We start from the raw sequence: 13,939 nt of genomic DNA, 5'->3' as shown, positions 1-13,939 counted from the left end.
GCGGGACCCTTAAATCTTGTAGCTCTGGTGCAGTTTCGGCATTTCCACGCGGGTGTGCTTGAGGGCCTTGGCGAAGCTTTCCTTTTCCTCCTGTTCGCCGTGAACCAGGAAGGTGATTTCCGGCTTGCCGGCCTGGCGGTGCCAGGCGAGCAGTTCGGAGCGGCCGGCATGGGCGGAGAAGCCGTTGATGGTGTGGATCTTGGCCTTCACCGGGATTTCCCTGCCCCACAGGCGGACGGAACGGGCGCCGTCGACGATGATGCGGGCCAGCGTGCCTTTCGCGGCGAAGCCAACGAAGATGACGCTGCAGTCGGAATGGGCCAGGTTGTGGCGCAGGTGGTGGCGGACGCGGCCGCCGGTGCACATGCCGGACCCGGCCATGAGGATCGCGCCGGAGCGGATCCGGTTCAGCGCCATCGATTCATGGCTTTCGCGGGTGAAGCGCAGGTTGGGAAGCTGGAACGGGTCCTGGCCGCTGTTCAGCATGCGAGTGATTTCGGTGCGCATGGCCTCCGGATGGCGGCGGAAGATCTGGGTTGCGGAAATCGCCATGGGCGAATCCAGGAACACGTGCAGCGTGTCGGGGATTTCTTTCCGTTCCATACCTTCGCGCAGGTAGAACAGCAGTTCCTGGGCGCGTTCCAGGGCGAAGGTCGGGATGATAATGTTGCCGCCGCGTTCCTGGGCATCGTCGATGGCGTCGTAGAACTCCTCGACGGAGGCCTGCAGCGGTCTGTGGTCCCGGTCGCCGTAGGTGGTCTCCATGACGACGATGTCGACGTCTGAGGGTGCCTGGTTGTCGCTGAGCAGAGGTCTTTCATCCGGACCGAGATCGCCGGAAAAGAGAACGCGCCGTTTGTGGCCTTCTTCTTCCAGTTCCAGCAGGATGCTGGCCGAGCCGAGGATATGGCCCGCATCGACGAAGGTCGCCGTGATGTGATGGCCCAGGTGGATCGGCTTGTCGTAATGGGCGTCGCGCCCGAATCGATCCATGGCATCGAAGGCGTCCATGGTGTCGTAGAGCGGTTCGCTGCCCTTGCTGTGGTTGCCGTGGCGCCGCCGCCGGCGGGCCTCTTCCTCGTGCAGATGAGCCGAATCGAGCATGACCAGGCGCGCCAGGTCGCGGGTGGCGGCGGTGCAGATGATTTCGCCGCGGAACCCCTGTTTCACCAGCAGCGGAATTCGGCCGCAGTGATCGAGGTGGGCGTGGGTCAGAAGCAGGACATCGATCTGGCGCGGATCGAAACCGAAGGGTTCGGCATTGTCCTCATTGAGTTCGTGGCCGCCCTGAAACATACCGCAATCAACAAGGATCTTCTTGCCGGCGCAGGTGATCATGTGACAGGAGCCAGTCACACCTTCCGCCGCTCCGTGAAACGAAATCTCCATGCCTGGCATCTCCCTGAATTGTCGATTGTTTGGGTGTGGCGACGCTATTCCGTGAGCGGTTTCCCCGCAAGCTCATACCAGCGCAGAATGTCGTCCCAGATCTCTGTTGCCGTTTCGGCGTACCAGAACAGGTCCCGGTCTTCCGGATCGATCACGCCCTCGGCGACCAGGAAGTCCGGATCGAAGACCTTTCGCCAGTAATCTTCGCCGACGAGGATTACGGGGACGGGGTCGATCTTGCGGGTCTGGATCAGCGTCAGGGTCTCGAACAGTTCGTCGAGGGTGCCGTAGCCGCCGGGAAAAACCACGAGGGCCCGGGCGCGCATAACGAAGTGCAGCTTGCGCAGGCCGAAATAGTGGAAGCGGAAGCACAGGTCCGGCGTGATATAAGGGTTGGGATATTGTTCGTGGGGCAGGGTAATGTTGAGCCCGACCGTACGCGCGCCGACATCGGCAGCGCCGCGATTGGCCGCCTCCATCATGCCCGGACCGCCGCCGGTAACGATCGCCATATGATCGCCGACCTTGTGTTCGGCTTCTCCGACCAAGCGGCCGAATTCCCGCGCGATGTCGTAGTAGCGGCTCTTGTCGAGAACCCTCCGGGCAATCGCAAGGCGCTGGGCCAGGTCGGCGTTGCCCGGATCCCGTTCCGAAGCGGCTTGCAGGTCCTCCACTTTGCGGCGCGCGGCGACCGGTTCGGGGACCCGCGTGCTGCCAAACACGACGATGGAATGCGAGATGCCATGTTCCTGAAACAGCGTTTCGGCCTTGGTGTAGTCCAGTTGCAGACGGATACCGCGGATCTCGTCCCGGTCCAGAAAGTCGACGTCCTCATCGGCCTGGCGGTAGTTCGGGCTGCGCATGATGGCTGCGATGAGTTCAGGAGCCTTTGGGTCCTCGTGGCTGGATTTGGGCGATTTCCAGGGCAGGTCGGTCTGGCGGCATTCCGGCTGAGCGGGGGACGGCTTGCAGATCGGCGTTACGGGATTTTCGGACATGTTTCTGGTTTCTCTGACTGAACTCGGCTTCCGGACCGGGCGGCCAAAGGCGCTGCCGGTTCACGGGAGGGATTTTATACCACTCCATATCGGCAATGAGCGGCATTGCTCAAGATGGCGGCCGAATGAGGTCGGGCGGCTCTAAGGTGAGCGAAACAGTAACTCTCGTTAGGGTTGATGGTTCGGCCGGCGGTAGCAAACTCTGCTGCTTTCGCAGCAAGATTCCCGAATTGGGATAATTACGAATAATTTTCTCGTAGAAACTGTATTTTAACTGTCAATAATCACGATGTCGGCGTAGGGAGCGTTTCTGCAAAGTTTAATGAATACATTATCTGTCCGGGAGAGCAGAGATGAAATTACTTCTGCTAATACCTGAACGTACAAAATGCCCGGTTCTGTTTCGTCAATTGGCCCAGTTTTTTGACGCAGTCCTGCTTGGTTACGAGGACGAGGCATTCCCTGTGCCGACACCGGTGGAATTCATTCTGGCGGACGTTCGAACCACGAACGCGGCGGCCGTTGAGAACCTACGCTCCATACTCGATCAGGCGGGCGACAGTCCCAGGATCGGGCTCATCAATATGGAAAAGCGGCAGGAACAGGTCCAGGCCAAGGCACTCGGTTTTACCGAACTCTGGCACGAGGCGTTTTCCCTGCAGGACGCGCTGGCGCAGATGCGGCCGCTGATCGGGGACTATTCCGCCCCGAATCTGCCGCCCGACACGCCCGAGGCGACACGTGTTTCGGTCGAACGGCTTTGCGCAACCTTCGACAAGATCTCCCTGTCGGTCATGACGGACGAGCAACTGCCGGTCACGCAAATGGCGGAGGCGGTCCAATTGACGTTGAGCGCGATAAAGTCTGATGGGCTTTACGAATGGATGTCGGCCGTGCAGGGGCATCACAGCCACACTTTCCGCCACTCGATGATGGTGACGGGATTTGCTGTCGCCTTTGCCAGACAGCTCGGGGCATCGGCGGAAGAACACGCGCTGCTGGGTATCGGGGCCATTGTCCATGATATCGGTAAGGTGCGCATTCCACTGGCCATTCTGGACAAGCCCGGCAAACTGACACCGGACGAGTTCGCCCTGGTGAAGAAACACCCGGTCTATTCACGCATGATCCTGAGCGGCCGGCCGGAAATCGGCCCCGATGTTCTCGACCTGGCCCTACACCACCATGAATATCTGGACGGGAGCGGCTATCCGGACGGGCTGTCCGCAGACCAGATCAGCCGGCATGTGCGCATGCTCACTATTTGCGATATCTATTCGGCGCTGACGGAAGAACGGGCCTACAAGAAGGCATTCGGGTCCCGTCAGGCTTTTGCGACGCTTTTGGAAATGGGCGGGAAAATCGACCAGGACCTGCTGCAGAAATTCCGCCCGGTCGCCTTTCGAACGGACCTGGGCGAAGTCAGGCGGAGTGCCACTCCCACCGCGAAGACCGGTTGAAACAAGGCGTTACCGGAAAAGATCACGGCTGTTTCTGCATCCCGAACGGCGGTTCGTCCCCGGCATCAAGGACTGTTGCGGCTTTGGCGGCATTACGGGCCGACAGGCGGGTACGCCATGTCAGGGCGGCGATGAAGAACGCCGTCAGGATCAGGACAATGGTCGGGGCGGGGGCACTGTCGATCCAAAAGCTGGCGTAGATGCCCGAGATCCCGGAGATCAGCGCCACGATCACTGCGGCAAAAAGCATCGGGCCGAAGCGTCGGGTCAAAAGGAATGCGACGGCGCCGGGCGCAATCAAAAAGGCGATCGAGAGAATGATGCCCACTGAGGAGAGCATGGCCACGATCGTTGCCGACAGGGTCGCCAGGAGCCCGTAGTGGATCACCTTGACCGGCAAACCCACCATCTGAGCCTGCACCGGATCGAAGGCCTGGGCCAGGACATCGCGCCACTTTACCAGCAGGATCAGGGCTACCGGTACGGCGATCAGGCTGGTGGTCCAAAGATCTTCGCTGCCAACGCCGAGCATGTTGCCGAACAGGATATGATCGAGATGGAGTCCGCTGTCGATCCGGGTGTAGATCACGATGCCGAGGCCGAACATGCCGGAAAAGACCACGCCCATCACCGTGTCCTGCTTGACCCGGGAATGGTCCTTGATGAAGCCGGTCGCAAGAGCGGTGAAGAGCCCGGCGAGAAAAGCGCCGAAAACCAGCGGTATGCCTGCCACGTAGGCGAGGACCACTCCGGGCAGGACCGCATGGCTGACCGCATCGCCCATCAGCGACCAGCCCTTGAGAACGAGAAAACAGGATAGCATCGCGGCAGCCGGTGCGATGATGACGGTAATCAGCAGGGCCTTCTGCATGAAAGGGAACTGAAGGGGCAACAGAGCCAGTTCCATCAGGTTGTCTCCCATCAGGCCGTCTCCTTCAGCGCCGCGCGGGCCCGGCGGCGGGCGGCGAGAGTGCCGTGCTTGGGGGCAAAGAAGAAGGCGAGAACAAACAGAGCGGTCTGCAGGCAGACGATGACGCCGCCCGTGGCCCCGTCGAGAAAATAGCTGAGATAGGCTCCAACCGCGCTGGTCACCGCGCCGATGGCGACAGACAGGGCGATCAGGCGGGGGAAGCGGTCGGTCAGCAGGTAGGCGGTCGCCCCCGGTGTGACGACGAGCGCAATGACGAGGAACGCACCGACTGTCTGCATCGCGGCCACCGTGCATGCGGCCAGAAGCGTGAAGAAGACGATTTGAAGCGCCCCCGGGTTCAACCCGATGGAGCGGGCATGGCCCTCATCGAAGAAGACGGCCATCAGGTCGCGCCACTTGGCCAGAAGGACCACAAGCGACACGCCGCCGATCAGGACCAGCTGCAGCGTGTCGGAAGGGGTGATGGCCAGGATGTTGCCCATGGTGATGGTCTGGATCGAGACGGCCATGGGCTTGAGGGACACCATGAACAGTCCAAGCCCGAAGAAGGACGTGAAGATCAGCCCGATCACCGCATCTTCCTTGAGTCCTGAGCGCGAGCGCAGGAACAGCATCGCCAGGGCGGCAAGCCCGCCGGACAGGAAGGCGCCGATGGAAAAGGGCAGCCCGAGCATATAGGCGCCGGCGACACCGGGCACGATGGAATGAGAGAGCGCATCGCCGATCAGCGACCAGCCTTTGAGCATGAGATAGGCCGACAGGAAGCCGCAGACCGCACCAACCAGGGCGGACACCCAGATGGCATTGGTCATGTAGCCGTAGGAAAAAGGCTCGAGCAAAAGGTCGATCACGGCGCCTTTTCCTCTGTCGTCTGTTGCCTGTCGTCGTAGAAGATCGCCGCACGCTCGTCGTCGGTGAAAACCTCGACCCGGCGGGCGTCCGCGTCGTCGTGCAGGGTCTCGCCACCGAGAACGAAATGACGCAAGACCCCGCCGAAGGCCATGCGCAGGTTCTCCGGCGTGAAGATCTCCGCGGTGGGGCCGTGGGCGAGGACGGTTCCCTTGACCAGAACCACCCGGTCACAGAATTCAGGTACCGAGCCGAGATTGTGGGTCGCGACCAGCATGACCCGGCCTTCCTCGCGCAAGGTCCGCAGCAGGGCGATAATCTGTTCCTCGGTCTTGACGTCGACGCCGGTGAACGGTTCGTCGAGCAGAATGACCTTTGCATCCTGCGCCAGGGCTCTGGCCAGGAACACCCTCTTCTTCTGTCCGCCCGACAGTTCGCCGATCTGGCGGTGGCGGAATTCGGTCATGTTGACCCGGGCCAGGGCGGCATCGACCGCCTGATGATCTGCCGCACGCGGACGGCGCAGAAAGCCCATGTGCCCGTAGCGGCCCATCATGACCACATCCTCGACAAGGACGGGAAACGACCAGTCGACCTCTTCGGCCTGAGGGACATAGGCAATCGCCTGGGCTTTCAGGGCTTGTTTGACCGGTTGTCCCAGGATTTCGACCTCACCCCTGGACACAGGAACGAAGTTCATCAGCGCCTTGAACAGGGTCGACTTTCCGGCACCGTTCACCCCCACCAGGGCGGTGATCGTGCCGGTGGGAATGGCAAAGGAGGCATCGCTCAGGGCGGTGTGGCCGTTGCGATAGGTTACGGTCAGCCCTTCAGCGCGGATGCCTTCACTCATGGGTCAGACCTTTCACAATGGTCTCGGATGTGACGCGCAGCAGGTCCAGATAGGTTGGCACAGGGCCATCCGCTTCGCTGAGGCTGTCCACGTAGAGGACGCCACCGTAGTGCGCGCCTGTCTCACGTGCAACTTGCCTGGCCGGCTTGTCGGATACGGTCGATTCCGAAAAGACCGCTGGAATCTTATGCTCTCGCACTGCGTCGATCACCGCCTTGACCTGTTTCGGGGTGCCCTGTTGGTCGGCATTGATCGGCCACAGATAGACTTCCTTCAATCCGAAGTCGCGGGCCAGGTAAGAGAACGCTCCCTCGGACGTCACCAGCCAGCGGCGGTTTTCCGGAAGAGCGTGTGCTGCGTCGCGCAGCGGGCCGATGACGTCGGCGATCTGCTTCTTGTAGGCCGCTGCATTGGCCGCATAGGCGTCCTCATTGTCCGGATCGGCCTGGCTCATCGCCTTGGCGATGTTGTCGACATAGATCTCGGCCGAGGTGAGGGCCATCCATCCATGGGGATTGGGTTTGCCGTCATAGTCTCCGCCCGCAATCGCCATCGGGACGACACCGTCGGAAACCACGGCGGCCGGTACATCACTCAGGTTGGAGAAGAACTGCTCGAACCAGCGTTCCAGGTTCATTCCGTTCCACAGAACAAGATCGGCACCCTGCGCCTTGAGCAGATCGCGCGGTGTCGGCGAGTAGCCGTGGATCTCCGCTCCCGGCCTGGTGATGGAAACGACCTCGGCGGTGTCGCCCGCCACGTTCTGCGCCATGTCGGCAATGACGGTGAAGGTCGTGACCACCTTGAGTTTGTCCGCGGCCCGCGAAGGGGCGGCCCCAAGGAATAAAAATACGGTCATGAAACCGATCAGGGCGCGTTTGGCGAACATCATCCTCTCCTGCTGTTCTCTATATGCATCTGGGAATGATTTGCATTTGTCAATCCTAGTTGCAAATGATTTGCAAAAAGCCTTGCGTGACCCGATCCGCCATGCCAAAAAAACGCATGACGAAAACACAGGAAAGAGCCGAGCGGCTGACCCGGGCCCTTCGCGATGCCGGAGTTCGGATCACGCGCCAGCGGACGGCGCTTTTGAACGTCCTGGCGGAAGCGGATGACCATCCGGATGCGGTGGAACTGCATCGGCGCAGCGAAGAGCAGGTGCCCGGGATCTCCCTTTCGACCGTGTATCGCACGCTTAGCGCTCTGGAGGACCAGGGGGTGATCCAGCGCCATCAGTTCGAAGGTGATGCGGCCCGGTTCGAACATGCGGAAACGGAGCACCACGACCACATGATCGACGTGGACACGGGCAATGTCATCGAATTCTGCTCCGACCGGATCGAGCGCCTGCAGGCCGAAATCGCCGCCGAAATGGGCTACGAGATCGTCCATCACCGCATGGAGCTTTATGTCCGCAAGAAGGGACGCGACGGCGGTGCATCCGCAGACGGGCTCCCCGGCGATGAGGAGCAGGACTGACAAAACGGGGCGGGCAAAACGTGGCGGGGCGGCGTCGGCCCTTGACCCGGCCCTGAAAACCCGCCACATGCGGGGCCTGAAACACAGGCCCGGAAGAGCATTTCATTCCCATGTATCTCGTCATCTTCGATTGCGACGGCACGCTGGTGGACAGCCAGGAGACCATCCTGCACGGGCTGGAGGTCGGATTTGCCGCGGCAGGGTTGCCGATGCCGGACCGGCGCACGGCGCTTTCCATCGTGGGACTGTCGCTGGAACGGGCGTTCCTGACGCTGGTGGGGCCGGAGAATGCCCACCATGTGCAGGCGATGGCCGATGCCTACCGGACCTCGAAGGGGGAGCGGCGGGGGCAGGGGCTGGACCTGGATCCGCTTTACCCCGGGACCATGGAGGTGCTCGACCGGCTGTCTGCGCGCGATGACGTGCTGTTAGGCGTCGCCACCGGCAAGGCGCGGCGCGGTGTCGACCACATGGTCGAGGTGCACGGGCTGCACGGCCGGTTCATCACCATTCAAACGGCGGATACCTCGCCCTCCAAGCCTCATCCGGATATGATCCTGCAGGCACTGGCGGAAACCGGCGCGGAAGCCGTCAACACGGTCATGATCGGCGACACGTCCTTCGACATGGAAATGGCGGTCGCCGCAAACGTGCGCGGCATCGGGGTCACATGGGGCTATCACGACCGGCCGCGCCTGGAAGCGGCGGGCGCTGCCCGCGTGATCGATCATTTCGACGAGCTCGATGGGGTGTTGGAGCAGCTTTTCGGTTTTGACAGGGAAACGGCATAATGCGTGATCTTCTTGAAACGCTGGCAGACGATGCGGCGAAGGATCCCGAACAGCGGGCGCGGGAATTGTCCCGGCGCCAGTTGCCAAAACGATTCTATGAACGCGCGGAACATGCTGAACAGACAGGCGGTTTTGCCATTCATCTGGACGGCCGGCCGGTGAAGACACCGGGCAAGGCCGTGCTCGTTCTGCCGAGCGAGGCGCTGGCAAAGGCGGTTGCGGCGGAATGGGCGGCGCAGGAAAAGGAAATCAATCCGGCCAACATGCCGCTGACGCGGATTTCGAATTCGGCGATCGACGCGGTCTCGGTCCGGTTTGGCGAAGTCGCCGATGAGATTGCCCGGTTCTGCGGCACCGATGCGCTCTGCTACCGCGCGGACGATCCGGAGACCCTCGTCCAGCGTCAGACCGAGCTGTGGGATCCGGTGCTCGCCTGGGCGGAGGATCTGCTCGGCAACCGGTTCGTCCTGATCGGGGGCATTATCCATCAGGATCAGCCGGAGGCGCTCCTGAAGGCGTTCCGGGCGCGGCTCGATACGCTCACGCCGCTTCAGCTTGCGGCGCTTCACACGGCAACGACCTTGTCCGGGTCCGCCGTCCTGGCGCTCGCTGTGCGCGAGGGGAGGCTCAGTGCGGACGAGGCCTGGCAGGCGGCCCATGTGGAAGAAGACTTCAACATCGAACGCTGGGGCGAGGACGCGGAAGCCGCCGCCATCCGCACCTACAAGCGCAAGGAATTCGAAGCGGCGGTTCTGATCCTGAAGGGATAGGCGGACGGTGAGATTGTTAATTCCGTCTGCCATCATCTCCCGTCATTCCAGACAAGCGAGGCGCAGCCGAACGCTGATCTGGAATCCAGAAATCAGGCGCGCCATAGGTGCGTCCTAATCTTGATTGAAAGCGGTGCTCGCTGACGCTCGCGCTGTCAGCTGGATTCCGGATCTCGCGACACGCTTGCAGCGTGCGCGGTCCGGAATGACATGTAAGGAATAAAACCTCTGCCCGCCCGGCCCTTCGCCAGGGCTCCGGGCGTTCGGCGCTCAAAAAATCAAAATCGTTTGCTTTTTGCCGGCTGCGCCGGACGCGTCTCACCCCAGATAAAACGTCGTCGCCATCAGGAAGAACACCAGCACGCCGAGCACGTCGTTGGTGGAGGTGATGAAGACGCCGGTGGCCATGGCCGGGTCGATGCCGAACTTGTCGAGCACGATCGGGATGGTGGCGCCGACCATGGCGGCGAGTGTCGTGACGCAGAGCAGGGAGAGCGACGTGGCGAGCGCCAGGTGGACCGGGTCGGCAATTGGGATCACCGTCGAAGCGATCAGGACCAGAGTGGCGAGGATGCAGCCAGCGACGGCACCGTTTGCAAGCGCCGCGATCAATTCCTTCAAGAGCCGGTAGGCGATGTCGCCGGACCACAGCGCCCCGGTGGCAATCCCCTGAACGGCGACGGCGGATGCCTGCAGACCGGCGTTGCCGGCCATGGACATGGTGACCGGAATGAAGGCGGCGAGGATGGCGGCGGTGGAAAGCTGGTTTTCGAAGGAGCCGACCACGGTGGCGGCAATACTGGAACCGATCAGGCCGGCGAGCAGCCAGGGCAGGCGACCGCGCATGATCTTCAGGACCGTGTCGTCGGCCTTGGCCTCCGACGACACGCCGCTCATCAGGAGCATATCCTCGGTCGCTTCCTCGGAGGCGACACGGGCCATCTGTTTCGGTGTGATCCTGCCGATCAGTTGGCCGTCCGCATTGAGGACGGGCACGGTGTGCATGTCCCGCTTGCGCGCCAGGCGGAGGACTTCCTCCTGGTCTGTCTCGGCGGAGACCGCCAGGAAGTCCCGGTTCATGATTTCCGCCAGCGTTGCTGCCGGCGGGGACAGCAGCAGCTTGCCGACGGCGATGGTACCGGTGAGGCGGCCGTCGTCGTCCAGGACATAGACGGTGTAGATCTTGCGGATCCGATCCGCCTCGGCGCGGATCAAGGCAGCGGCGTCTTCCACACTGCAGCTTTCCGGCAGGGCGACGAACTTGCGGGCCATGATCCGGCCGGCGCTGTCGTCGGCGTAGGATTCGAAACCGGCCACGGCTTCCACGTCGGGCAGGCGTTCGGCAAGGGTCTCGGCAACTTCGTCGGGGAAGTCGTTGAGCATTTCGGCCGCGTCGTCCGGATCGAGGCCGGCGAGAATGTCGCGGAACTGCTCCAGGGTAGATTCCTCCATCAGGATGGAGCGGAATTCCGGCCTCAGTTCGGCAATCACCTTGATGGACGGATTGGACGGCAGCCATTTGAAAAGCTTGCGTGCTTGCTTCAGCCGCAGCCGGACCAGAAGCTGCATGACGTCGATCGGGTCCCAGCGCTTCATCAGGTCGACGAGGGCAGCGCGCTCGCCTGTCCTGATCATCTGCCGGATCCGGTTCAGGGTCTCGTCATTGGCCTCGAGCGGTTCCTGTGCCGGCTCGCGATGCCAGACGAGGATTTCCGGCTCATCGGTTGAAGTCATCGCGTCGCTCCGGGTCTGTTGCTTGCCGGCTTTTATCGATTGGTCATGACAGATCGCTGAACGCCATGGCGAACGCACGGCGGCCTTCCGTCAGATCAGACTTCCAGTTCCTCGATCTCGGTGAAGGCGTCGCGGAGCGCGTCGGACCAGGCCGTGGAGAGCTTGCGGAAATAGGGGTCGTCCTTCTCGATGCGAAGCTGGCGCTCCGAGGAGAAACTGTCCTTGTTGTAGAGCAACAGATCGATCGGCAGGCCGACGGAGAGGTTTGAGCGCAGGGTGGAATCGAAGGAGAGCAGGATCATCTTCGCACCTTCACCCAGCCGCATGTCGGCATGGGTCACCCGGTCCAGGATCGGCTTGCCGTATTTGTGCTCGCCGATCTGCAGGTAAGGGGTGTCGTCGCTCACCTCGATGAAATTGCCCGCGGAATAGACCTGGAACAGGCGCGGTTCCTCGCCCTTGATCTGGCCGCCGAGGATGAAGGTGACGAAGAAATTGTCGGCGGTCGCCTCCAACGCCTCGCCGTCGATCTGGCGCACTTCGCGCACGGCACTGCCGACAAGCCGGGCGGCCTGGAACATGGTGTCCACGTTCATCAAGGTGGCGCGATTGCCGTCGAGGCCGCCGGCGATATGCTCGGTCAGGATCGATACTACCGCCTGGGTGACGGCAAGATTGCCGGCCGACAGCAGGGTAATCATCCGCTCGCCCGGCTTTTCCCAGACATGGAGCTTCTTGAAGGTGGAGATGTTGTCGAGACCGGCGTTGGTGCGCGTATCGGCGGCAAACACAAGGCCTCGGTCGAGTTTCAGTCCAACGCAATAGGTCATTTTGGTCTCTCGCAGGCCCTGCTGGGCTGCCGGCAGGCAGCCCGGTTGCCCTATTGCTGCTGCTGTTGCTGGCTCGTGGCCTGTTCCACGTCTACCTCGACATCCATGTTCTCTTCATGACCGCCGAACCGGATGCCGCGTATAGGTGCAGCGGAACGCGAATCCAGGCCAACGGTCAAGCGGATATAACGATCCGTGGGACAGATAGCGTTGGATATGTCGAAGCCGACCCAGCCGAGATCGGGAACGAAGGCTTCCGCCCAGGCGTGGTGGGCTTCCGATGACTGCTCGTCTTCCAGGAGGAGATAGCCGGACACGTAGCGTGCCGGCACCTCGATCGAGCGGCAGGCGGAAATGAAGATATGGGCGTGGTCCTGGCAGACCCCTTCGCCGTTCGCGAGCGCGGAGACGGCCGTTGCATGGGTCTCGGTGACGCCGACCTTGTAGTCGACCTTGTCCCGGATCGCATGCATCAGCTCGTGGAGGCCGGCGATCAGGTCGTCCTTTTCGGCGTGGGCGGCGAGGCGGCGGATCGCCTGGTTTGCCTTGGTCTGGGGCGTGAACCGCGTGAAGATCCGCGCCGGCGGAGATGTGCCGTTTTCAGGGCCGATCACACCGTTGACGTCAAAGGTGTCGACCGTTCCGGACGCGGTGATCTCGACCTCTTCGGACAGTCCCTCGGCAGAGACCATGTGAACCAGATTGCCGAAGGCGTCCTCGTAGGTCGTGGCCCGGTCCATACCGGGGGCTTCGATCTTCCAGTCAACGATTGTCTGGCCAGGGCCGGTCTTCGGCGTCAGGCGGATCTGCTGCATTGCGTTGGCAAGCGGCGTGTCGTAGCGGTAGTGGGTCTTGTGACGAACGGTCAGTCGCATATCGAATACCGGCTCCCGTTTCCTCAGGCGAAGTTGTAGTCGATCGACAACTGGTGGGCAAAGGCGTTGTTGCGCCCGATGAAGTCGGTCAGAAATTCATGCAGCCCGTTTTGATAGATCGCGTCCATGTTCGTCGCTTTCAGATCTTTCCAGATCTGCGTGCCCATTTCCAGGCTCGGCTGGACGGATCCGTAAAACTCGCCGAGATCTTCGACCGTATCGTCGATCCAGTTGTAGCAATGGGCGAGCGAGCGCGGCATTTCCTCCCTCAGGATCAGGAAGGTGGCGATATTGCCGGCCTTCAGCTTTGCATCCTCATAGGCAAACCGGTAGCTCCTGAGGCCCGAAAGCGCCCTGAGGATCACGGTCCACTGGTAGCGCTCACCCGACGCGCCGCCGGCGACGTCATTGTCGGGAAGGAGCACCCAATATTGGGTGTCGAGAATGCGCGCCGTGTTTTCCGCCCGTTCCACGAAATTGCCGAGCTGGCTGAAGTAGTAGCCGTCATCGCGCAGGATCGTGTTCAAAAGGGCGCCGCGGAAGAGATGCGACCGCTGGGTAATCCAGGCAAGGAAATCCGGCAACTTTTCCTGGGTGATCGACTGCGGATTGACGTCCGCGAACTCGATCCAGGTGGTGTTGATCGCTTCCCAGAGTTCGGCGGTGATGCCGGTCCTGACGGCGCGGGCATTGTTGCGCGCCGTTTCCAGGCAGACCCGGACACTGGACGGATTGGTCTTGTCGAAGACCATGTAGGAAATGACACCCTTGGGGGTCAATTCTCCGATCTTTTCCGTATATCCGAACTCACTGCCGGAACTTGCCAAGGCAAAGCGCCAGTTTTCGCCGTCCGCTTGTCCGGCATGGTTCACCATGGCCGTACGGTAGGCAGCCTGAAGCAGTTTGGCGGTATTCTGTGCGCGCTCCTGATAGCGCGACATCCAGAACAGAGAGGAGGCGGTACGTCCTAACATGAT

Annotated in this window: 14 protein-coding genes; 4 read left to right on the top strand and 10 right to left on the bottom strand. The window is 61.7% G+C overall.

Annotation, left to right across the window (positions count from 1 at the left end):
* Window positions 1-9: 9 nt before the first annotated feature.
* Both ABIN98_RS10180 and ABIN98_RS10175 read right to left on the bottom strand, forming a co-directional pair.
* The gene (locus ABIN98_RS10180) at window positions 10-1,389 is read right to left on the bottom strand and encodes an MBL fold metallo-hydrolase (protein WP_346909686.1); all 1,380 of its coding nucleotides are present in this window, start codon (window positions 1,387-1,389) and stop codon (window positions 10-12) included.
* Between the two features lie 44 nt (window positions 1,390-1,433).
* The gene (locus tag ABIN98_RS10175; protein ID WP_346909684.1) at window positions 1,434-2,387 is read right to left on the bottom strand and encodes an LOG family protein; all 954 of its coding nucleotides are present in this window, start codon (window positions 2,385-2,387) and stop codon (window positions 1,434-1,436) included.
* 353 nt (window positions 2,388-2,740) lie between these two features.
* Here ABIN98_RS10175 and ABIN98_RS10170 point away from each other — a divergent pair, with 353 nt between their 5' ends.
* The gene (locus ABIN98_RS10170) at window positions 2,741-3,847 is read left to right on the top strand and encodes an HD-GYP domain-containing protein (protein ID WP_346909682.1); all 1,107 of its coding nucleotides are present in this window, start codon (window positions 2,741-2,743) and stop codon (window positions 3,845-3,847) included.
* 22 nt (window positions 3,848-3,869) lie between these two features.
* Here the strand turns inward: ABIN98_RS10170 and ABIN98_RS10165 are convergent, their stop codons facing one another.
* The 4 genes from ABIN98_RS10165 to ABIN98_RS10150 are packed head-to-tail and all read right to left on the bottom strand — an operon-like array spanning window position 3,870 to window position 7,369.
* Window positions 3,870-4,769 (bottom strand): metal ABC transporter permease, encoded by a 900-nt coding sequence (locus ABIN98_RS10165; RefSeq protein ID WP_346909681.1) that lies wholly within the window; start codon window positions 4,767-4,769, stop codon window positions 3,870-3,872.
* On the bottom strand, window positions 4,769-5,629 hold the full coding sequence (locus ABIN98_RS10160) for a metal ABC transporter permease (RefSeq protein WP_346909679.1): 861 nt from the start codon (window positions 5,627-5,629) through the stop codon (window positions 4,769-4,771). Before ABIN98_RS10160 ends, ABIN98_RS10165 begins: the two co-directional genes overlap by 1 nt.
* Complete coding sequence (locus ABIN98_RS10155; RefSeq protein ID WP_346909678.1) at window positions 5,626-6,480, bottom strand: manganese/iron ABC transporter ATP-binding protein; 855 nt, start codon at window positions 6,478-6,480, stop codon at window positions 5,626-5,628. Before ABIN98_RS10155 ends, ABIN98_RS10160 begins: the two co-directional genes overlap by 4 nt.
* Window positions 6,473-7,369: a metal ABC transporter substrate-binding protein gene (locus ABIN98_RS10150; protein WP_394701478.1), complete on the bottom strand. Its 897-nt coding sequence runs from the start codon at window positions 7,367-7,369 to the stop codon at window positions 6,473-6,475. Before ABIN98_RS10150 ends, ABIN98_RS10155 begins: the two co-directional genes overlap by 8 nt.
* A 116-nt stretch (window positions 7,370-7,485) precedes the next feature.
* Between ABIN98_RS10150 and ABIN98_RS10145 the strand changes: the two genes are divergently transcribed.
* From ABIN98_RS10145 to ABIN98_RS10135, 3 genes are all read left to right on the top strand, one after another.
* Window positions 7,486-7,962 (top strand): Fur family transcriptional regulator, encoded by a 477-nt coding sequence (locus tag ABIN98_RS10145; protein ID WP_346909676.1) that lies wholly within the window; start codon window positions 7,486-7,488, stop codon window positions 7,960-7,962.
* A 110-nt stretch (window positions 7,963-8,072) separates the two neighbouring features.
* On the top strand, window positions 8,073-8,753 hold the full coding sequence (locus ABIN98_RS10140) for an HAD-IA family hydrolase (protein ID WP_346909675.1): 681 nt from the start codon (window positions 8,073-8,075) through the stop codon (window positions 8,751-8,753).
* Window positions 8,753-9,523 (top strand): ATP12 family protein, encoded by a 771-nt coding sequence (locus ABIN98_RS10135; protein WP_346909673.1) that lies wholly within the window; start codon window positions 8,753-8,755, stop codon window positions 9,521-9,523. Before ABIN98_RS10140 ends, ABIN98_RS10135 begins: the two co-directional genes overlap by 1 nt.
* 318 nt (window positions 9,524-9,841) lie before the next feature.
* Here ABIN98_RS10135 and mgtE read toward each other — a convergent pair whose 3' ends face one another.
* From mgtE to ABIN98_RS10115, 4 genes are all read right to left on the bottom strand, one after another.
* Complete coding sequence (gene mgtE, locus ABIN98_RS10130) at window positions 9,842-11,257, bottom strand: magnesium transporter (RefSeq protein WP_346909671.1); 1,416 nt, start codon at window positions 11,255-11,257, stop codon at window positions 9,842-9,844.
* Window positions 11,258-11,352: 95 nt separating this feature from the next.
* Window positions 11,353-12,087, bottom strand: coding sequence for a proteasome-type protease (locus tag ABIN98_RS10125; RefSeq protein WP_346909670.1), 735 nt, complete (start codon window positions 12,085-12,087; stop codon window positions 11,353-11,355).
* 50 nt (window positions 12,088-12,137) lie between these two features.
* Window positions 12,138-12,962: a transglutaminase family protein gene (locus ABIN98_RS10120; RefSeq protein WP_346909669.1), complete on the bottom strand. Its 825-nt coding sequence runs from the start codon at window positions 12,960-12,962 to the stop codon at window positions 12,138-12,140.
* A 23-nt stretch (window positions 12,963-12,985) separates the two neighbouring features.
* Complete coding sequence (locus tag ABIN98_RS10115) at window positions 12,986-13,936, bottom strand: alpha-E domain-containing protein (RefSeq protein ID WP_346909667.1); 951 nt, start codon at window positions 13,934-13,936, stop codon at window positions 12,986-12,988.
* Window positions 13,937-13,939: the final 3 nt, after the last annotated feature.

Origin of the sequence: uncultured Roseibium sp., from assembly GCF_963675095.2 — a bacterium.
In the GTDB taxonomy this organism is placed as follows: Bacteria; Pseudomonadota; Alphaproteobacteria; order Rhizobiales; family Stappiaceae; genus Roseibium.
The sequence above is the reverse complement of the archived record's forward strand: the minus strand, read 5'-3'. Positions and strand labels throughout refer to the sequence as shown.

Bases quoted from the DNA above. Each gene is read 5' to 3' on its own strand.
- ABIN98_RS10150 (WP_394701478.1), bottom strand. From the start codon at position 7,369: ATGTTCGCCAAACGCGCCCTGATCGGTTTCATGACCGTATTTTTATTC.
- ABIN98_RS10175 (WP_346909684.1), bottom strand. From the start codon at position 2,387: ATGTCCGAAAATCCCGTAACGCCGATCTGCAAGCCGTCCCCCGCTCAG.
- ABIN98_RS10180 (WP_346909686.1), bottom strand. From the start codon at position 1,389: ATGGAGATTTCGTTTCACGGAGCGGCGGAAGGTGTGACTGGCTCCTGT.
- ABIN98_RS10120 (WP_346909669.1), bottom strand. From the start codon at position 12,962: ATGCGACTGACCGTTCGTCACAAGACCCACTACCGCTACGACACGCCG.
- ABIN98_RS10125 (WP_346909670.1), bottom strand. From the start codon at position 12,087: ATGACCTATTGCGTTGGACTGAAACTCGACCGAGGCCTTGTGTTTGCC.
- mgtE (WP_346909671.1), bottom strand. From the start codon at position 11,257: ATGACTTCAACCGATGAGCCGGAAATCCTCGTCTGGCATCGCGAGCCG.
- ABIN98_RS10145 (WP_346909676.1), top strand. From the start codon at position 7,486: ATGACGAAAACACAGGAAAGAGCCGAGCGGCTGACCCGGGCCCTTCGC.
- ABIN98_RS10155 (WP_346909678.1), bottom strand. From the start codon at position 6,480: ATGAGTGAAGGCATCCGCGCTGAAGGGCTGACCGTAACCTATCGCAAC.
- ABIN98_RS10115 (WP_346909667.1), bottom strand. From the start codon at position 13,936: ATGTTAGGACGTACCGCCTCCTCTCTGTTCTGGATGTCGCGCTATCAG.
- ABIN98_RS10140 (WP_346909675.1), top strand. From the start codon at position 8,073: ATGTATCTCGTCATCTTCGATTGCGACGGCACGCTGGTGGACAGCCAG.
- ABIN98_RS10170 (WP_346909682.1), top strand. From the start codon at position 2,741: ATGAAATTACTTCTGCTAATACCTGAACGTACAAAATGCCCGGTTCTG.
- ABIN98_RS10165 (WP_346909681.1), bottom strand. From the start codon at position 4,769: ATGGGAGACAACCTGATGGAACTGGCTCTGTTGCCCCTTCAGTTCCCT.
- ABIN98_RS10135 (WP_346909673.1), top strand. From the start codon at position 8,753: ATGCGTGATCTTCTTGAAACGCTGGCAGACGATGCGGCGAAGGATCCC.